Raw genomic sequence first — 16,760 nt, 5'->3', positions numbered from 1 at the left:
TACGCCGAAAACGCCTGCGGCGCGCTGATTCGCCGCAGGCGTCGCTCACCTGCGTTTCGCGGGGCGGGCCAGGGTCAGTCCGGTTCCTCCCGCCACTGCCGCTCGCTGACGCCGAAGACGGTCGCGAGTCCCGCGGCGCCCGCGTCGGTCACCCGCACGATGCGCGGCGTGCTCGCGTGCCGCACCCAGTCCAGGTCGAACAACCGGGCGGTGAGCGCCGCCCCCAAGCCGCCGGAAAGGTGGTGGCGCTGCTCGCTCCAGTCGACGCAGTACCGGATCGGCGGCCTGCCGGTGGGCAGGGCGCCCAGGTTGATGCCGAACGCGGTCAACTCGGCGCGGCCGGACTCGGTCAGCGCGTAGGTCGCGTCGCGGCCGTAGGCGGCGGGCTGGTCCCGGCCGCCGCTGTCCGGGTGGTGCACGCCGTCGCCGCCGACCAGCGCGGCGCGGTCGATGAGCGCGCCCATGAGCGCGACGCCCAGCCTGCCCGCGAGGTGGTCGTAGCAGGTCCGGGAGCGGCGCAGGGCGGTGTGCTGGGTGCTCTCCCGCAGCGAGGTCACCGGCAGCGGCGGGGCGATGATGGCCAGCGCCTCCAGCGCCGAGGTGATCTCGGTCCCGGCGATCCGGTACCGCCGCGTGCGGCCCGTCCGCGTCACCGTCACCAGGCCCGCCCGCTCCAGCTTCGCCAGGTGCGCGCTCGCCGTCGCCGCGCTGACCCCGGCCTCGTCGGCTAGGACGCTCGCTGGGATCGCCCGGCCGTCGCTGAGCGCCTTGAGCATCCGGGCCCGGGACCCGTCCGCGATGAGCGCGGCGGCCCGGGCGATGTCCGGATCGGCCTGCCGTGGTCCCGGCGCCGGTCGTGGCGCCCGCGCGTGTTCTGTGGCCACGCCCCGACTGTAACGGGACGAAGCTTCGACGGGGAACGAAGTGTTCCGGCTCGACACTGAGCGCATGAACTCAGCGACTTCGAGTTCGGTGGCGGCCCCGCCCGCTCGCCCCGAACTTGTCATGGCCCCTCTGCTGGCCCTGAGCCTGGGCTATTTCCTGGTGATGCTCGACGTCACCGTGGTCAACGTCGCCGTGCCGCAGATCCAGCGCGAACTCGGCGCGAGTTCGGCGGGAATGCAGTGGATCATCGACGGCTACAGCACGCTGTTCGCCGCGTTGCTGCTGCTCGGTGGGAGCCTGGGCGACCGGCTCGGCAACCGCCGGATCTTCCTGCTTGGTCTGGGCCTGTTCACCGCGGCCTCGGCGCTGTGCGCGCTCGCGGGCAGCACCGGCACGCTGATCGCGGGCAGGCTCGCGCAGGGCGCGGGCGCTGCGCTGCTGGTGCCCGCGTCGCTGGCGCTGCTCTCGGCCGCCTACCCCGACCGCGCCGTCCGGGCGCGGGCGCTGGGCTTCTGGGCCGGTGTGTCGGCCGTCGGCTTCGGCGCGGGCCCGGTGATCGGCGGGTTCCTCGTCGCCGGGCTGGACTGGGAGGCGGTGTTCTGGCTGAACGTGCCCATCGCGCTCGTCGCGGTGGCGCTGACCGTCCGCCACCTCCCGGCGACCCCGCCCAAGGCTGAACGGCGGCGCACGGACTTCGTCGGCCAAGTGCTCGCCGTCGTCGGCCTCATCGGCGTCGCTGGCGCGCTGAACCACGCCAGCACCGACGGGTGGATCTCGGTCGTCGTGATCACCGGCTTCGTCGGCGGAGCCGCCGCGCTGGCCGGATTCGCGGTGAACGAGTGGCGGCTGGAACGGGCGGCGGCGGCCGACCCGAACGGGGCGCGATCGCCGCTGCTGCCGCTCTCGCTGTTCCGGGACCCCGGGTTCGCCGCCACCGCCGTGATCGGCGTCCTGCTCAACCTCGGCTACTACGGGATGCTCTACCTCACCACCCTCTACTTCCAGCAGGAGCGCGGCTACGACGCGCTGACCACCGGCTTCCTCCTGCTGCCGACCGTGGGCATGGCGCTGCTCGCCGCCCCGCTCTCGGGCAGGCTGACCGCCCGGTTCGGGCCGTACCGGCCGATGACCGCCGCCCTGCTGCTCGGCGCGGTCGGCTTCCTCGGCTGGCTGGCCGCCGGGCCGGACACCCCCTACGCCGTGCTGCTGTTCGCGCTGGTCGCCACCGGCCTCGCCACGCCGATGACGGTGCCCGCCGCCACCGCGGCGATCATCGAGTCGGCGCCAGCCGAGCGCGCGGGCGTCGCCTCCGCGGTGCTCAACGTCGCCCGCCAGGTCGGCAACGCCATCGGCGTCGCGCTGTTCGGCACGCTCGCGGTCACCGCGCCGACGATGATCGACGGCCTGCGCCTGTCGGCCCTGATCGCGACCGCGGCATTCCTGCTCGGCTCCCTGCTCGCGCTCACCGCGGGCAGGCGCGCGCCCGAGCGCGCCTGACACCGCCCGCTCATCAGGAAAGGACTGACATGACTATTCGCGTCGCCGTCAACGGATTCGGCCGCATCGGCCGGACCATCGCCAGGGCCGCCATCGATCGCGCCGGGATCGCCGTGGTCGCGGTGAACGACCTGGCCGACCCCGGCCTGCTGCGCCACCTGTTCCGCTACGACTCCAGCCACGGCAGGCTCACCACCCCGGTCGCCCTCGACGGCGACGACCTGGTGGTCGGCGAGGACCGCATTCGGGTGCTCGGCGAGCGCGACCCGGCCGCGCTGCCCTGGGCCGAGTTGGGCGTCGACGTGGTGGTGGAGTCCACCGGCGTGTTCACCGACGCGGGCAAGGCCGCCGCGCACCTGACCGCCGGAGCGGGCCGCGTCGTCATCGCGGCGCCCGCGACGAACGAGGACCTGACCGTGGTCATGGGCGTCAACGAGCACGCGTTCGACGGGACCCAGCGCACGCTGTCCAACGCCTCCTGCACGACCAACTGCGCCGCGCTGCTGGCCAAGGTCCTCGACGACGAGTTCGGCGTCCTGCGCGGCCTGATGAACACCGCGCACGCCTACACCGGCGACCAGCGGCTGCAAGACCTGCCGCACAAGGACTTCCGCCGCGCCAGGGCGGCCGCGGCCAACATCATCCCGACCACGACCGGCGCCGCCAAGGCCATCGGCAAGGTCCTGCCCAACCTCAGCGGCAAGCTCGACGGCCTGTCGATGCGGGTCCCGGTGATCGACGGCTCGGTCGTGGACCTGACCGTCGAACTCGGCCGCCGGACCACCGTGGACGAGGTCAACACCGTCTTCGCCAAGGCGGCGGCGGGCCCGCTGGCCGGTCTGCTGGAGTACACCGAGGACCCGATCGTGTCGACCGACATCGTCGGCACCACGGTCTCCTGCACCTTCGACGCCCCGATGACCATGGTCATCGACCGGCCGGACGGCGGCTCCCTGGTCAAGGTCGTCGGCTGGTACGACAACGAGGTCGGGTTCTCCCACCGCACCCTCGACCTGATCGCCCACATCGGCGGCCACGCGGGCTAATCCGGCGAGTGCGACGGTCCCAGGCCGGTCTCGGGCCGGGTCGCCCGGCGTGGCTCCCGGCCCGCCGGGGGCTTGGGGGCCGGGTGCTCGGGCGCGGGCGGGATCGGCCTGGCCACCGGCTCCGGGCCGATCTCGATGGGCTCGCCGTGGTGGGCGGTCGGGACCGGATCGCCGGAGACCAGGCGGTAGTGGGCCTGGCCGGGTTCGATCTCGACTTGGATTCGGCTGCCCCGAAACGACATCCGGAACGCGACCCGGCGCAGTGCTGCGGGCAGGCGCGGGGCGAAGGTCAGCGCGCCGCCGTGGTCGCGCATCCCGCCGAGACCGGCCACGACCGCCTGCCACGCCCCCGCGAGGGAGGCCATGTGCAGTCCGTTGCGGACGTTGCTGTGCAGGTCGTGCAGGTCGGTCAGGGCCGCCTCGGCGAGATAGTCGTAGGCCAGGTCCAAGTGGCCGCACTCGGCGGCGATCACCGACTGGGTGCCCGCCGACAGCGACGAGTCGCGCACGGTCCGCGCCTCGTAGTAGGCGAAGTCGCGGACCTTCTGCTCCAGGGTGAAGGCGTCGCCGCGCAGGTGCAGGGCCAGCACCAGGTCCGCCTGCTTGACCACCTGCTTGCGGTAGAGGTCGAAGTACGGGTAGTTGAGCAGGAGGGGGTAGTTGTCGTCGGGGGTGTTCTCGAAGTCCCATTCCTCGTGCTCGGTGAATCCCTCCGACTGGGGGTGCACCCGCAGCAGCTCGTCGTAGGGGACGTGCATCCGGTCGGCCATGTCGCGCCAGCGCCCGACTTCCTCGGCGGTGACCTCAAGGCGCTTGCCGACCTCGGGGTTGCGCTCGCAGGCGTCGGCGGCCTCCACGAGGTTCTTCTGGGCCATCAGGTTCGTGTAGATGTTGTTGTCCGCTATGGCGGTGTACTCGTCGGGGCCGGTGACCCCGTCGATGCGGAAGCCGTCGTGCGGGTCGTCGTGGCCGAGCGAGGCCCATAGACGGGCGGTCTCCACCAGCAGCTCGGTGCCCTCGTCGCGGTCGAAGTCGGTGTCCAGGGTGGCCGCGTAGTACCGGGCGGTGGCGTCGGCGATGTCGGCGGAGACGTGGAACGCCGCCGTGCCCGCGGGCCAGTACGCCGAGCACTCCTGGCCGTTGATCGACCGCCACGGGAACGCCGCGCCCGCCTTGCCGAGCACCCGGGCGCGGTCGCGGGCCAGCGGCAGCGTGCTGTGCCGCCACCGCAGGGCGTCGCGGGCCGCGTCGGGCATCGTGTAGGTCAGCACCGGCAGCACGAACGTCTCGGTGTCCCAGAACGCGTGCCCGTCGTAGCCCGGGCCGGTCAGCCCCTTGCCGGGAATGGCCCGGCTTTCCCCGCGCGCCCCGGCTTGCAGGATGTGGAACAGGCTCAGCCGCACCGCCTGCTGCAACTCGTCGTCGCCGTCGATCTCGACGTCGGCGGCTTCCCAGAAGTCGTCCAGGAACGCGCGCTGCTCGGCCAGCAGCCCTTCCCAGCCGGTCTGCAGCGCGCCCGCCAGCGCCGCCTCCACCTGGGCGCGCAGGGCGGGCGCGGACCGTTTGGCCGACCAGCCGTAAGCGAGGTACTTGGTGACCCGCAGGGTCTCGCCGACCGGGATGTCCGCGGCGACGGTGAGCCGCGCCAGGTCGTCCTCGCAGGCGATGTCGGTGCGCAGGCCGTCGGTCGCGGCGATCTCGTGGTCCATCGCCGCCGCCATCCGCAGCCCCGACTCGCGGGTGTGGTGCACCAGCACCGCCCGGTAGTCCTGGGACCAGTGGAACTCGCCCACCAGCGGCGATTTGAGCGCCTGGGCCACCCGGGGGTCGCGGGTCTCGGACTCGACCGGCTCGTTGGCCAGCAGATCCGATTGCAGGACCAGCTGCATCCCCTCGTGGACGGGCACGACCTCGTAGCGGATCGCGGCCACCGCCCGCTGGGTGAACGACACCAGGCGCTGCGAGCGCACCAGCACCCGCCGCCCGGTGGGCGACTCCCACTCGGTCTCCCGGGACAGGACTCCCGTGCGGAAGTCCAGGGTGCGGTGGTGGGCGTGCGCTTTGCCGTAGCGCATGTCCAGCGGCTCGTCCTCGACCAGCAGCCGGATGATCTTGCCGTCGGTCACGTTGACCACGGTCTGCCCGGCCTCCGGGTAGCCGTAGCCCGCCTCGGCGTAGGGGAGCGCGTGCTCCTCGTAGAACCCGTTGAGGTAGGTGCCCGGCAGCCCGACCGGCTCGCCCTCGTCCAGCGACCCGCGCATTCCCAGGTGGCCGTTGGACAGCGCGAAGGTGGACTCGGTGCGGTGCAGCTGGTCGACGGCCAGCCCGCTCCAGCGCAGCCGCCACGGCTCGGTGTCGTAGCCGGGGGTGATCACGCCTGGCCCGCCAGGAGTTCGGCGAGATCGTTCACCACGACGTCCGCGCCGTGCTCGCGCAGCGCGTCGGCCTGGTTCGCCCGGTTGACGCCCACCACGTAGCGGAACCCGCCGGAACGCCCGGCCTCCACGCCCGACAGCGCGTCCTCGAAGACCGCCGCCTCCGACGGCGCCACATCCAGCGCCCGCGCGCCCGCGAGGAACGAGTCTGGGGCAGGCTTGCCACGCAGCCGCTCCGCCACGATCGTGAGCCCGTCGACCCGGGCCTGGACGAACGGGGCGAGCCCGGCCACGGCGAGGACGTGCTCGCCGTTCGCCGACGAGGTCACCACGCCGATCTTGAGCCCGGCGTCCTGGGCGGCGCGCAGATAGGCCACCGAGCCCGGGTACGCCTCGATGCCGCGCTCATCGATCAGCGCGAGCAGCGCCACGTTCTTGCGGTTGCCCACGCCGTGCACGGTCGCGCGGTCCGGCGGGTCGTCCGGCTCGCCCTCGGGCAGCCGGACGCCGCGCGAGGCGAGGAAGGTGCGCACCCCGTCGGCGCGCGGCCGTCCGTCGACATAGGACGTGTAGTCCAGGGTGGTGAACGGCGAGCGGTCGCCTGCCGCGCTGCCCGCCAGGAACTCGTCGAAGGTGCGTTGCCAGGCGATCTCGTGCAGGGCCGCGGTGCTGGTGAGCACGCCGTCGAGATCGAACAGGCAGGCCCGCACACCGTCGGGTAGACCGATCATGAGAGCGACGCTACCGTTTCGGGCCCGCCTCGGCAGCGTTCGCGCTGCCGAAACCGGGGTGTTGCTGCGACACTGGCGCCATGTCCGAGGCATCCGACCGGTCGGCCCCGCGCCCGCTGCTCGACGTGGTGCTCGACCGGCCCACCGAGGGCGCCGTGGTGATCCGGCCGAGGGGGGAGGTCGACCTGCTCACCGCGCCCAGGTTCGCCGCCAGCATGGCGAACGCCCTCGACGGCGGGGCCACCCTGGTGGTGGTCGACCTCGGCGAGGTGACGTTCTTCGGCTCGGCGGGCGTGGCGGGCTTGGCCAAGGCCGCGGAGCGGGCGCTCGTCGTCGGCGCCGTGTTCCGGCTCGTGGTGGGCGAATCGATGGCCAGCCGGGTGCTGGAGATCAGCGGGCTCACCCAGGTGCTGGAGATGCGGGCGACGGTCGCGGCCGCGCTCGCGGGCTGACCGCGACACCCCGGAGCCCGCGATAGCGGAGAGTGACGGGAAACACCCGGGCGGGGGAACGCGGCGCGAGGTTCGGACGTTGAGTCGTATGTCGCCACGCAAAGCTGGACCGGCGGACGTTTCCCGGCGGTGTTCCCCCCGATACCGCTGGACGCACGTCGCCGAACCGGGGCATGGCGACGAGATGCCGCCGACCGGACCAACCCCCCACCCCCAGTCCGGTCGGCGGCCTCGGACCTCGCCCAATGATCACTCTCCGTGGCCGCTCGTGCGGCCATGCGGAGGACGACGCGGCCGTCCCGACCGGGCGACCGGACCCCCGCGGGCGTTTTGCCCCTGGACACCGGGGGTAACGCGAACAGGTGAGCACCGCCATCGAGCCCTGGCAGGACCGCGGCGCCTGCCGCGGGGCGCCCGCCGACCGGTTCTTCAGCCCGGACAACGAGCGGGGCCGCGCCCGCGACCAGCGAATCCGCGAGGCCAAGCGGGTGTGCGCGCGGTGCCCGGTGCTGATCCGCTGCCGAGACCACGCCCTGCGCACCGCGGAGCCCTACGGGGTGTGGGGCGGGCTGGACGAGAACGAGCGCGCCGAACTGCGCAGACGCGGCCGCCGCCGCTACGCCTGACTTTCGCCGCTACGCCTGACTTTCCGGGCTGTCGCGGGACTTTTCGCTGTCGCGGGACTTTCCGAGCGCGCCGGTGGTCGCCGTGATTCGAGAGCCGCGCGAGACGATCGGCTCCGGTGTCCAGAGTGGCCGGTGAGCGAGTGGCCCGTGTCCGAACAGCCATGTCCGAACAGCCATGACCAAACAGTTCAGTCCTCGGTCATCGCCTGTCGAAGCTGGGACAGCGTCCTGGCCAGCAGCCGGGAGACGTGCATCTGCGACAGGCCCACCTGGTCGGCGATCTGCGTCTGGGTCATGTTGCCGTAGAAGCGCAGCAGCAAGATCCGGCGTTCGCGTTCCGGCAGCCGCTCCAGCAGCGGTTGCAGTGTCTCGTGGTACTCGACGCCGTCGAGGGCCTTGTCCTCGACGCCGAGCCGGTCGCCCACCGACGCGGTGTCCTCGTCGGGGCCGATCATCTCGTCCAGCGACTGGGAGCGGTACGCCGAACTGGCCTCCAGTCCGGCGTAGACGTCCTCTGTGGACATGTCCAGGTGCCGGGCCAGCTCGCTGGGGGTGGGCGCGCGGCCCATCCGCTGGGCCAGCTCGGCGGTCGCCGTGTTGACCGCGAGGTGCAGCTCCTTGAGCCTGCGCGGCACCCGGACCGACCAGCTGGTGTCCCGGAAGTGCCTGCGCACCTCGCCCATGATCGTGGGCACGGCGAAGGACAGGAAGTCGCTGCCGCGCTCGGGGTCGAACCGGTCGACGGCGTTGATCAGGCCGACGGTGGCCACTTGGAGCAGGTCGTCGTAGGGCTCGCCGCGGTTGGCGAAGCGCTGCGCGATGTGCTGGGCGACCGGCAGGTGGCCGGTCACCAGTTCCTCGCGCAGCGCGGCGCGCTCGGCCGGGTCCGTCCGCGGATCGGTCAACCGCTGGAACAGGGGAGTGAGGTGGGTGTAGCCGTCGGAACCGGCACGACGAGCCGAACTCGACAGGTGTGGTTGGGTCACGCGGCGGCCGACCTCCTCGCCATGCGCAGCTCGATCGCGAGCCGCGCGAAGGACTCACCGCCGGACACCTCGGTCCGCATCGACTCGACCAGGGCGGTCAGCAGGCTCCAGCCCAGCGAGCCCTTGTCCAGCGGGGTGTCGTCGAGCACGGGCACCGTGCCGTGGATGTCGATGCCGTGCGGCGTCGTGCGGAACCGCAGCACCAAGTCGCTGAAGGGCAGGGCGCGGCTGATGAGCATCGTGCACGTCTCGTCCACGACCAGTTGCAGGTCGGCGATCGCGTCGACGTCGTAGTCGCGCCGCATGGCGATGTTCGCGGCCACCGCTCTGGCCAGGGGCAGCTGCGTCAGGGCGGCGTCCACCCGGAGTTCGACGAGTTCGCCCTCGTCGGACATGCGGTCCGGCATCGCCTCTCCCACTCGGGGTTGCCTCGGCCGCGGAAGATGCATCGCGCCGGTGGCGCGCTCCCGCCGGTGTCGCGGATCTGTCACCGACTCCGGTTACCCCGTTCGGCGCGCGCTACACCTAAAGTGCGTTTCGCGGGCCCGTGGCCCGGGAACGCCCGGAGCATGACTCCTCGCCACCCCAGACCTTACGAAGACGACTTGCGGGAATCCGCCTACCGCGGCCACACCGAGGACCGCGACGAGGTGATCGGCGACGAGGTGGTCTACGACGAGTTGGACCACGACGTGGAACGCGAGGTGGGCCGGGACGAGGTGGGCAGCCCGCTGGCGGAGCCGCGGGAGGCGCCGGAGGTGATCCCGGAAGGCAATCCCGACGACGTCCTGGCCGAGGAACGGCCGCCAGCGGAGGGCTGAGGTCGCGGGATTGGGCGGACGCCGCCGGGGTAGCCCGATCGTGACACCCACACGTGCTTTCGGAAAGGAGAGACATGACCACCGCTCGGGAGATCATGACGCCGGACGTGAGTTGTATCCGCGCCTCGGACACCGTGCTGCAAGCGGCGCGCCGGATGGCCGAACTGGACGTGGGGTCGCTGCCGATCTGCGGCGAGGACGACCGGCTCAAGGGAATGCTGACCGACCGCGACATCGTGGTGAAGGTGCTCGCCCAGGGCAAGGACCCGGTGGCGGTGCACGCGGGCGAGCTCGCCCAAGGCGAGGCGGTGACCGTGGGCGCGGACGACGACGCCGAGGTCATCCTGCGGACCATGGCCACGCACGGGGTGCGCAGGCTGCCGGTGATCGACGGGCACGACCTCGTCGGCATCGTCGCCCAGGCCGACGTGGCCCGCTCGCTGCCCGAGCCTAGGGTCGGCGACCTGCTCAGCGCCCTGTCCGTGGACGACTAGCCGAAACCGACTCGAAGGCCACCCCGTCGCGCCGGGGTGGCCTTCGGCTTTGTCGGCGATCTGGTGGCTCAGAAGATTTTCACGATGCCGAGCAGGCTGACGACCGTGAAGGCGACCACCGCGAGCAGCACGACGATCACGAACACCAGCGTGACCACCGGCAGCGCGCGGGAGGGGTAGCGCTCGCGGCGGGAGAGCCCCTGGGTGGCGCTGCCCGAGTCGGGCGGGGTGTCGCCGGGCCGGACCCCGCCGCCAGGTTCGAGCCCGAGGCCGGGCGTGCGGTCCGGATCGGGGTCCGGGGGAGTGGCCGTCATGGGTCGGTGCCTCCTTCTCACGGTTCGGTTTCCGGCTACCCGGCGCCGCCTGTCCGCACACCGCGTCACCCGCCCGGATGAGTAATGACCGTTGATCAGGGGTAGTCCCCCGGCATGACGAATGAGCCGAACCGCACCGAGGAGGTGCGCCAACTGTCCACTGGCGAGCTGGTCGGCAGGCTCGGCGAGCAGGTGTCCCACCTGATTCGCGACGAACTCGCCTTGGCGAAGAACGAGCTGAAGGACAAGGGCAAGCAGGCGGGCGCGGGCGCGGCTTTTGGCGGCGCGGCCGCGGTGCTGGCCTGGTTCGGGGTGGGCGCGCTGGTGATCACGGTCATCGCGGCGCTGGCCCTGGCGCTGCCCGTGTGGGCCGCCGCGCTGATCGTGGCGGTCGCCCTGCTCGCCGCGGCGGGCGGTTTGGGGCTGCTGGCCAAGAACAAGGTCCAGAACGCCACCCCGCCCATCCCCGAGCAGGCCATCGGCAGCACCCGCCGCGACGTCGAAGCAGTGAAGGAGAGTGCGCACCGATGAACCCCAAGCCCAAGCAGGACGAGTTGCGCGAGGACATCGAACGGGTCCGCGGCGACCTCGCCGAGACGGTGGACGCGCTGGTCGCCAAGACCGACGTGAAGCGCCGCGTCGGCGAGAAGACCGAGGAGGTCAAGGCGAACCTGGCCGACAAGGCCGGGGAGGTCAAGGCCACCGTGGCGGAGAAGACCGGCGAGGTGAAGGCCGCGGTCGCCGAGAAGACCGGCGAGGCCAAGGCGAACCTGGCGCAGAAGACCGGGCACGTCCGGGAGACGCTCGCCGAGCGCGCCCACGAGGCCAAGATCAAGGCGGACGACCTCGCGGGCCAGGCTTCCGGGCAGGCGAGCCACGCGGTCGAGGTGGCCCGCCGCAAGCCCGTCCCGGTCGGGGTCGCCGCCGCGCTCCTGGCCGCGCTGATCGTGCTGCTGATCCGCAAGCGGACGAGGTGAGCCGGTCGTGAAGCTGCTCTACCGTCCCCTCAGCATGCTGATCAGCGTGCTCGGCGGCCTGGTGTCCGCCGCGGTGTTTCGCCGCGTCTGGCGCGCGGTCTCCGGCGACGAGGAGGCTCCCGAGGCCACCTCGTCGGAGCACTCCACCCGGGAGGTGCTCGTCGCCGCGCTGCTCCAGGGCGCCATCTTCGGCGTCGTCAAGGCGAGCGTGGACCGCGCGGGCGCCAAGGGCTTCCGCAAGCTGACCGGACAACACCTAGACGACTGACGACGACTGACAAGTTCCTGTTAACACAAACAATTGCGGGCCACCTTCGGCAGGAAGGTGGCCCGCAACTGTATCGATAGGACGAACAATTAATCCGGTGGCTCCGCCGCGGGCGGCGACTGGTCCACAGTGTCCGCCGTGCCGTCGACGGAAGTGTCGGCCTCGGCGTCCTCGCCGTGCAGCGGCACGCGTTCGCGGGTGTGGCTCTCGGCGTACTCGTCCAGCGACGCCGTGCTGCGGTCCAGCATGTCGTCGCTGTCGGAGTCGACGCTGTCGGATTCGTTCTCTGGTCGGGTCACACCGTTCGGATACCCAGCGCGACGGTCAGTGAATCAGCCCGCGAATCAGGCGGCCGATTCGCGCAGGGCGGGCAGCAGTTCGTCGCGGGCGAAGGCGAAGAAGTCGTCCTGGGCGTCCCCGCCGATCTGGACGAGGGCGATGTCGGTGAACCCCGCCTCCCAGAACGCCGAGACCGCCTTGACGATCTCGCCCGCGTCCGGGCCGCACGGGATGCTCGCGGCCACGTCGTCCTCGCGCACGAATTGGTTGGCCGCCGCGAACGCCGAGGGGCCGGGCAGCTCGGCGTTGACCTTCCAGCCCCCGCCGAACCACCGGAACTGCTCGTGCGCGCGGGTGACGGCGGCGTCGCGGTCGAGGTCCCAGGAGATCGGGATCTGCCCGATCTTCCTGCTTTCGGTGCGCGCGAGCTTGTCCCAGGCCGAGCACAGGGCGCTGTCCGGCTCGACGGCGATCATGTGGTCGGCCAGCGGCGCGAACCGGCTCACCGATTGGTCGCCGGACACCGCGACCGCCACCGGCATCCGCAGGTCCGGCCGGTCCCACAGCTTCGCGGAGTCCACCCGGAAGTGGTCGCCCGCGTAGTTGACGTAGCCGCCGTCGAACAGCGCCGAGATGATCTCTACCGCCTCGACCAGCATCTCGTGCCGCACGTTGACCGGCGGCCAGCCCCGCCCGACGATGTGCTCGTTGAGGTTCTCGCCCGCGCCGAGGCCGAGGGTGAACCGCCCGCCGGACAGCAGTTGCGTCGTCGCGGCCTGCTGGGCGACCACCGCCGGGTGGTACCGCATGATCGGGCAGGTCACGTAGGTCATCAGCTCGACCGTGCTGGTCACCTGGGTCACCGCGCCCAGCACGCTCCACGCGTTGGGCGCGTGCCCCTGCTCGTCCAGCCACGGGTTGAAGTGGTCGCTGCTGACCTCGAAGTCGAACCCGGCCTCCTCCGCGCGCGCGGCGTAGCGGACCAGGTCGCGCGGGTCGGACTGCTCGGTCATCAGCGTGTAGCCGAAGCGGGTCATCGCTCATTCCTCTCGCGAAGCCGAGATCGCTGGTCCCCCCTCGGACTCGCCCGCGCGGGGCTCATTCCTCCCGCAGGGCCGAGGCGACCGAGCCGCTGGTGTCGTCGGTGGCGGGCGCCGGGTTTCCCGGTTCGCCCGGGGCGGCGGCGGTCACGTCGTCCACGTCGTCTGCTGGCTCATCGATCCGGTCGGACAGCTCATCGATCGGGGTGTCCGGGCCGGGGCGGCCCGGGTCGTCGGACACGTCGGGTTCCTCGGCCGCGAGCCGGTGCGCCAGGTCCTCGCCCTCGCGCTGCTCGGCGATCGTCATGCCGTGCTTGTCCGCCTCGGCCCAGCGCTCCGGGGGCTCGATGCCCTCTTCGAGCGGATCGAGGCCGAGGTTGTCCTCGTCGAGGCTCTCGAACTTGCTCTCTCCGTCCGTGCTGAAACCGTCGGTGCTCATGTCGGTTGTGCTACCCGGCGGCGGTCGGCGACAAACTCGTCTGCGCGGCCAGCAGTCGCAGCACGCCGTCGAGCCCGCCCGCGCGCGCGTGGGCGTCCCGCTGCCGGTGCGCGCCGTCGCCGTGGTGGTCGAGCCAGCTCAGCGTGGACTCCACGAACTCCAGCTCGCCGGTGGCCCGCAACTCGGCGGCGTGGTCGCGCACCAGGTCGCCGACGATCGAGCGCACCGGCCGCAGCGCCCCCGACACGGGGTCGGGCACCTCGCCCGCGAGGCCTTCGCGCGCCGCCCGCCACTGCGCCGCGCGGATGATCTCGGTGGGCACCCGGGGCGCGGGCTCCGGCGCGGCCAGCGCGTCGGCGACCAGGCAGCGCACCAGCACCGCGAGCAGCGTCGCCTCCTCCACCGTGCCCGCGACGTCGGACACCCGGATTTCCACGGTCGGCTGCGCCTCGGAGGGGCGGACGTCCCAGTAGACCATCTTGCGGTCCATCGCGGCCCCGGTCGCCAGCAGCCCCTGCACGATTTCCTCGTACTGGTCGGGAGAGTCCATATAGGGCGGCGGGCCAGCGGACGGCCAGCGCCCCCACAGCAGGTGCCGGACCGAGGAGTAGCCGGTGTCCTCGCCCTCGTGGAACGCGGAGTTCGCGCACAGCGCCAGCAGCGGCGGCAGCCACGGCCGCAGGTGGTTGGCCACCGCCAGCGCCGTCGAGCGGTCCTCGACGCCGACGTGCACGTGGCAGCCGCAGGTCACCCCGCCGAAGATGAACTTGCCGACGTGGCGGGCGATCCGGTGGTAGCGGGTGCCAGGGCCGATGACCGCGATGTCGGGCTGGGCGTGGGTCGCGGTGCCGCAGGCGATGAGCGTGGCGCCCTGCTCCCGGGCGCCGCGCGCGAGCTGCTCGCGCAGCCCGGCCAGCTCGTCGCGGATTTCCTTGGCGTCCCGGCAGATTCCGGTCGCGGACTCCACCTGGCAGCGCATCATCTCGGTCTTGAGGTCCGCGCCTTTCTCGTGGTCGGCGATCGCTTCCGGCCCCTGGTAAACCAGTCCGCCCTTGTCATCCACCAGGAGGAACTCTTCTTCCACCCCGACTGTCAAACCCTGCGTCGCCAACTGGTTCTCCTCTTTCCGCTCCGGTCACCTCATCGAGTACCCAGCCGCGAGCGGACTCACTCAGTGTCATAGTGAGGGGATGACCACCCGGGTACGTGAGATCGAACGAAAGTACGAGGCGGGCGCGGACTTCGCCCTCCCCGATCTGACCGAGGCGGGCCCGGTGCGGGCCTGCGAGGGCCCGCGCCGCACGGAGCTGGAAGCCACCTACTTCGACACCGCCGACCTGCGCCTCGCGCACGCGGGCGTGACCCTGCGCAGGCGCACCGGCGGCGACGACGCGGGCTGGCACGCCAAGCTCCCGGTCGGCCCGGACACCCGCGACGAGATCCGGTTCCCCCTGGGCCGCGCCCGCACGAAGGTGCCCGACGACCTCGCCGCCCTGGTCCGCGCGCACACCCTGGGCGCGCCGCTGGCCCCGGTGGTGCGGATCGCCACCGAGCGTGACGAGTGGGAGCTCAAGGACGCCGAGGGCGCCACGATCGCGCTGCTCGCCGACGACAAGGTCAGCGCGCATCCCGCGGACGGGGAGCCCCAGGAGTGGCGCGAGTTGGAGATCGAGGCGACCGACCGGGACGTGCTCGACGCGGTGGGCGCCGCGCTGGGCGCGCGGCCGTCGAAGTCGACCTCGAAGCTGGCGCGGGCGCTGGGCGACCGCGCCCGGACCGCCGCCGCCCCCGAGCTGCCCAAGCGCCCCACCGCGGGCGACGTCGCGCTGTCGTACCTGCGCGCCCAGATCGACGCGCTGCGGGCCCATGACGCGGGGGTCCGGCTCGACGCCGAGGACGCGGTGCACCAGTTCCGGGTCGCCTGCCGCAGGCTGCGCAGCGCCCTGCGCTCGTTCCGGCCGCTGCTCGACCGCGCGCGGGTCGAGGCCCTGCGCGCGGAGCTCAAGTGGCTCGGCGGCGAACTCGCGCCCGCCCGGGACACCGAGGTCCTGGAAGCGGAACTGCGCGCCGAACTCGACCGCATTCCCGCCGAGGACGTCCTGGGTGGAGTGTCCGCGCGGCTCACCGCCGAGCTGAGCCGGGCCGCCGCGGACGCCCGCGCCGCCGCCTTGGCCGCGGTGGACAGCGACCGGTACCTGGCCCTGCTGACCGACCTCGACGCGCTGCTCGCCGCGCCACCGTGGACGGACAAGGCGTCCCGTCCGGCCGCCCGGGAACTGGGCAAGCCGGTGGTCAAGGCATGGCACCGGCTCGCCCGGTCGGTGGCCGCGGTCGACGAAGCCGACTCCGACCGGGACACCGCGCTGCACCAGGCCCGCAAGGACGCGAAGAAGCTGCGCTACACCGTGGAGGCGGTGCGGCCGGTCTTCGGCGTGAAGCTGGCGAAATGGGGCAGGAAGGTGAAGAAGACCCAGAGCGCTCTGGGCGCCCACCAGGACGCGGTCGTCGCCCGGGCCGCCCTGCGCGATCTCGGCGTCCGCGCCCACCTGGCGGGCGACAACGGCTTCACTTACGGTCTGATGCGAGCCCGCCAGGACGTCCGCGCGCGGCGCGCGGAACAGGAGTTCGCCCGGCGGTGGCAGCGGTTGCGCGCGAGCGGCGGACCGCGCGGACTGCGCTGACCGCGTTTGCCTCTCGATCGCTGCGGGTACCTATCAGGTGACCTGCCGTGTCCGGAAGGGGCCGATCGTGGATGAGAACACGTATGTCATATTCCTGCTCCTCGGCATCGCGCTGGTGGTGGGAGACGGCCTGATCATCTACCGCAGCGGGCTGAGGTATCTGTCCGACTCGTACGGCGAGGCGCAGTCGGCCCGCTCGATGGCGCGACTCGTCTCCACGCTGTTCGTGCTCGCCGTCCTGGGAATCCTGCTGCTGATCTCCGTGATCAACTTTGGCAACGCGCCGCTGGAGGGCGTCGTCGTGCGGCTCGGCGTGGTGCTGCTGCTGGTGGCCGCCGCGCACGGGATCGCCATCAAGGTGCTCACCCGGATGCGCGACCGCCTCGACGCGGAGAACCTGACCAAGCAGCGCTACGACCACCTGCACCACGACGACCGCCCGCGTGACGACCGCCCGCGCGACGACCGCCGCGCCGAGGGCTACCCCGCTCAGGCGACCGCCGTGCGCGGCGACCTCGCGACCGAGCCGGTGGGCCCCATCGACGCCGAGGCCCAGGCGCGGGCCAACGGCGACGGCGAGACCCGCCTGTCGCGGGCGCCCGGCGCCGAGCCCGGGGTGGGCTCCCGTCCGGCCAGCGACTACGAGCCCGAGATCCCCGGGCCGCAACGGCGCGGGACCGTCGCCCCGGACGTCCGCTGACCGTGCCGTTGACCACGCGACCGCGGGGGGGGGGACGGGGGGGGGGGGGGGGGGTTTTGGTGGGGGGGGGGGGGGGCCTCCCCCCGGTCTCCCCCCGGGTCCCCCGAAAACACCCCCCACCACCCCCTTCCCCGCTGCTGTTTTGGCTT

Annotated in this window: 21 protein-coding genes; 11 read left to right on the top strand and 10 right to left on the bottom strand. The window is 72.4% G+C overall.

What is annotated here, in order from left to right; translation table 11 throughout:
- Nucleotides 1-74: 74 nt before the first annotated feature.
- Entirely contained in the window at nucleotides 75-884 is an 810-nt protein-coding gene (locus ACZ6SD_RS24575) for an ArsR/SmtB family transcription factor (RefSeq protein WP_465319333.1), read from the bottom strand.
- Nucleotides 885-948: 64 nt separating this feature from the next.
- Between ACZ6SD_RS24575 and ACZ6SD_RS24570 the strand changes: the two genes are divergently transcribed.
- Nucleotides 949-2,382: an MFS transporter gene (locus tag ACZ6SD_RS24570; RefSeq protein ID WP_465319332.1), complete on the top strand. Its 1,434-nt coding sequence runs from the start codon at nucleotides 949-951 to the stop codon at nucleotides 2,380-2,382.
- Nucleotides 2,383-2,411: 29 nt separating this feature from the next.
- Nucleotides 2,412-3,428, top strand: a complete 1,017-nt coding sequence (gap, locus tag ACZ6SD_RS24565; RefSeq protein ID WP_465319331.1) for a type I glyceraldehyde-3-phosphate dehydrogenase — start codon at nucleotides 2,412-2,414, stop codon at nucleotides 3,426-3,428.
- Here the strand turns inward: gap and ACZ6SD_RS24560 are convergent.
- Together ACZ6SD_RS24560 and ACZ6SD_RS24555 are read right to left on the bottom strand one after the other, a co-directional pair.
- Complete coding sequence (locus ACZ6SD_RS24560) at nucleotides 3,425-5,803, bottom strand: glycoside hydrolase family 65 protein (protein ID WP_465319330.1); 2,379 nt, start codon at nucleotides 5,801-5,803, stop codon at nucleotides 3,425-3,427. The two genes, gap and ACZ6SD_RS24560, sit on opposite strands and share 4 nt — an antisense overlap.
- Nucleotides 5,800-6,534, bottom strand: a complete 735-nt coding sequence (locus ACZ6SD_RS24555; protein ID WP_465319329.1) for an HAD family hydrolase — start codon at nucleotides 6,532-6,534, stop codon at nucleotides 5,800-5,802. The genes ACZ6SD_RS24560 and ACZ6SD_RS24555 overlap by 4 nt, the downstream gene beginning before the upstream one ends.
- Nucleotides 6,535-6,614: 80 nt before the next feature.
- Between ACZ6SD_RS24555 and ACZ6SD_RS24550 the strand changes: the two genes are divergently transcribed.
- Nucleotides 6,615-6,986: an STAS domain-containing protein gene (locus tag ACZ6SD_RS24550; RefSeq protein ID WP_465319328.1), complete on the top strand. Its 372-nt coding sequence runs from the start codon at nucleotides 6,615-6,617 to the stop codon at nucleotides 6,984-6,986.
- 362 nt (nucleotides 6,987-7,348) lie between these two features.
- The gene (locus tag ACZ6SD_RS24545) at nucleotides 7,349-7,612 is read left to right on the top strand and encodes a WhiB family transcriptional regulator (RefSeq protein ID WP_465319327.1); all 264 of its coding nucleotides are present in this window, start codon (nucleotides 7,349-7,351) and stop codon (nucleotides 7,610-7,612) included.
- Between the two features lie 188 nt (nucleotides 7,613-7,800).
- On the opposite strand, the gene ACZ6SD_RS24540 is transcribed toward ACZ6SD_RS24545, so the two are convergent.
- Both ACZ6SD_RS24540 and ACZ6SD_RS24535 read right to left on the bottom strand, forming a co-directional pair.
- On the bottom strand, nucleotides 7,801-8,598 hold the full coding sequence (locus ACZ6SD_RS24540; protein ID WP_465319326.1) for an RNA polymerase sigma factor SigF: 798 nt from the start codon (nucleotides 8,596-8,598) through the stop codon (nucleotides 7,801-7,803).
- Nucleotides 8,595-9,005, bottom strand: coding sequence for an ATP-binding protein (locus ACZ6SD_RS24535; RefSeq protein ID WP_465319325.1), 411 nt, complete (start codon nucleotides 9,003-9,005; stop codon nucleotides 8,595-8,597). Before ACZ6SD_RS24535 ends, ACZ6SD_RS24540 begins: the two co-directional genes overlap by 4 nt.
- Nucleotides 9,006-9,203: 198 nt before the next feature.
- On the opposite strand from ACZ6SD_RS24535, the gene ACZ6SD_RS24530 reads away from it, so the two are divergent.
- Nucleotides 9,204-9,419: a hypothetical protein gene (locus ACZ6SD_RS24530; RefSeq protein WP_465319324.1), complete on the top strand. Its 216-nt coding sequence runs from the start codon at nucleotides 9,204-9,206 to the stop codon at nucleotides 9,417-9,419.
- A gap of 74 nt (nucleotides 9,420-9,493) precedes the next feature.
- Nucleotides 9,494-9,913, top strand: coding sequence for a CBS domain-containing protein (locus ACZ6SD_RS24525; RefSeq protein WP_465319323.1), 420 nt, complete (start codon nucleotides 9,494-9,496; stop codon nucleotides 9,911-9,913).
- Nucleotides 9,914-9,981: 68 nt separating this feature from the next.
- Here ACZ6SD_RS24525 and ACZ6SD_RS24520 read toward each other — a convergent pair whose 3' ends face one another.
- Nucleotides 9,982-10,227 carry a DUF6480 family protein gene (locus ACZ6SD_RS24520; protein ID WP_465319322.1) on the bottom strand — a complete coding sequence of 82 codons (246 nt, stop codon included), beginning with the start codon at nucleotides 10,225-10,227 and terminating at the stop codon, nucleotides 9,982-9,984.
- Nucleotides 10,228-10,341: 114 nt separating this feature from the next.
- On the opposite strand from ACZ6SD_RS24520, the gene ACZ6SD_RS24515 reads away from it, so the two are divergent.
- Genes ACZ6SD_RS24515 through ACZ6SD_RS24505 form a run of 3 tightly spaced genes read left to right on the top strand, consistent with a single transcriptional unit; the run spans nucleotide 10,342 to nucleotide 11,472 of the window.
- Nucleotides 10,342-10,758: a phage holin family protein gene (locus tag ACZ6SD_RS24515; protein ID WP_465319321.1), complete on the top strand. Its 417-nt coding sequence runs from the start codon at nucleotides 10,342-10,344 to the stop codon at nucleotides 10,756-10,758.
- Complete coding sequence (locus tag ACZ6SD_RS24510) at nucleotides 10,755-11,204, top strand: DUF3618 domain-containing protein (RefSeq protein WP_465319320.1); 450 nt, start codon at nucleotides 10,755-10,757, stop codon at nucleotides 11,202-11,204. Before ACZ6SD_RS24515 ends, ACZ6SD_RS24510 begins: the two co-directional genes overlap by 4 nt.
- Nucleotides 11,205-11,211: 7 nt before the next feature.
- On the top strand, nucleotides 11,212-11,472 hold the full coding sequence (locus ACZ6SD_RS24505; protein WP_465319319.1) for a DUF4235 domain-containing protein: 261 nt from the start codon (nucleotides 11,212-11,214) through the stop codon (nucleotides 11,470-11,472).
- 89 nt (nucleotides 11,473-11,561) lie between these two features.
- Here ACZ6SD_RS24505 and ACZ6SD_RS24500 read toward each other — a convergent pair whose 3' ends face one another.
- The 4 genes from ACZ6SD_RS24500 to ACZ6SD_RS24485 form a co-directional block, all read right to left on the bottom strand.
- A complete protein-coding gene (locus ACZ6SD_RS24500) occupies nucleotides 11,562-11,771 on the bottom strand; it encodes a hypothetical protein (RefSeq protein WP_465319318.1) in 210 nt (69 codons plus the stop codon).
- Nucleotides 11,772-11,816: 45 nt separating this feature from the next.
- The gene (locus tag ACZ6SD_RS24495; protein WP_465319317.1) at nucleotides 11,817-12,788 is read right to left on the bottom strand and encodes a TIGR03557 family F420-dependent LLM class oxidoreductase; all 972 of its coding nucleotides are present in this window, start codon (nucleotides 12,786-12,788) and stop codon (nucleotides 11,817-11,819) included.
- 61 nt (nucleotides 12,789-12,849) lie between these two features.
- Nucleotides 12,850-13,230 (bottom strand): hypothetical protein, encoded by a 381-nt coding sequence (locus tag ACZ6SD_RS24490; protein ID WP_465319316.1) that lies wholly within the window; start codon nucleotides 13,228-13,230, stop codon nucleotides 12,850-12,852.
- Between the two features lie 10 nt (nucleotides 13,231-13,240).
- Entirely contained in the window at nucleotides 13,241-14,341 is a 1,101-nt protein-coding gene (locus ACZ6SD_RS24485) for a carboxylate-amine ligase (protein ID WP_465319315.1), read from the bottom strand.
- Between the two features lie 79 nt (nucleotides 14,342-14,420).
- Between ACZ6SD_RS24485 and ACZ6SD_RS24480 the strand changes: the two genes are divergently transcribed.
- The gene (locus ACZ6SD_RS24480; RefSeq protein WP_465319314.1) at nucleotides 14,421-15,911 is read left to right on the top strand and encodes a CYTH and CHAD domain-containing protein; all 1,491 of its coding nucleotides are present in this window, start codon (nucleotides 14,421-14,423) and stop codon (nucleotides 15,909-15,911) included.
- A gap of 67 nt (nucleotides 15,912-15,978) precedes the next feature.
- The gene (locus ACZ6SD_RS24475; protein WP_465319313.1) at nucleotides 15,979-16,611 is read left to right on the top strand and encodes a hypothetical protein; all 633 of its coding nucleotides are present in this window, start codon (nucleotides 15,979-15,981) and stop codon (nucleotides 16,609-16,611) included.
- Nucleotides 16,612-16,760: the final 149 nt, after the last annotated feature.

It is taken from the genome of Actinokineospora sp. NPDC051303 (assembly GCF_055586285.1).
This window is presented reverse-complemented; position numbering and strand designations above follow the sequence as displayed.

Coding starts and splice junctions, on each gene's coding strand:
- ACZ6SD_RS24520 (WP_465319322.1), bottom strand. CDS start 10,227: ATGACGGCCACTCCCCCGGACCCCGATCCGGACCGCACGCCCGGCCTC.
- ACZ6SD_RS24535 (WP_465319325.1), bottom strand. CDS start 9,005: ATGCCGGACCGCATGTCCGACGAGGGCGAACTCGTCGAACTCCGGGTG.
- ACZ6SD_RS24570 (WP_465319332.1), top strand. CDS start 949: ATGAACTCAGCGACTTCGAGTTCGGTGGCGGCCCCGCCCGCTCGCCCC.
- gap (WP_465319331.1), top strand. CDS start 2,412: ATGACTATTCGCGTCGCCGTCAACGGATTCGGCCGCATCGGCCGGACC.
- ACZ6SD_RS24515 (WP_465319321.1), top strand. CDS start 10,342: ATGACGAATGAGCCGAACCGCACCGAGGAGGTGCGCCAACTGTCCACT.
- ACZ6SD_RS24525 (WP_465319323.1), top strand. CDS start 9,494: ATGACCACCGCTCGGGAGATCATGACGCCGGACGTGAGTTGTATCCGC.
- ACZ6SD_RS24490 (WP_465319316.1), bottom strand. CDS start 13,230: ATGAGCACCGACGGTTTCAGCACGGACGGAGAGAGCAAGTTCGAGAGC.
- ACZ6SD_RS24550 (WP_465319328.1), top strand. CDS start 6,615: ATGTCCGAGGCATCCGACCGGTCGGCCCCGCGCCCGCTGCTCGACGTG.
- ACZ6SD_RS24495 (WP_465319317.1), bottom strand. CDS start 12,788: ATGACCCGCTTCGGCTACACGCTGATGACCGAGCAGTCCGACCCGCGC.
- ACZ6SD_RS24555 (WP_465319329.1), bottom strand. CDS start 6,534: ATGATCGGTCTACCCGACGGTGTGCGGGCCTGCCTGTTCGATCTCGAC.
- ACZ6SD_RS24480 (WP_465319314.1), top strand. CDS start 14,421: ATGACCACCCGGGTACGTGAGATCGAACGAAAGTACGAGGCGGGCGCG.
- ACZ6SD_RS24510 (WP_465319320.1), top strand. CDS start 10,755: ATGAACCCCAAGCCCAAGCAGGACGAGTTGCGCGAGGACATCGAACGG.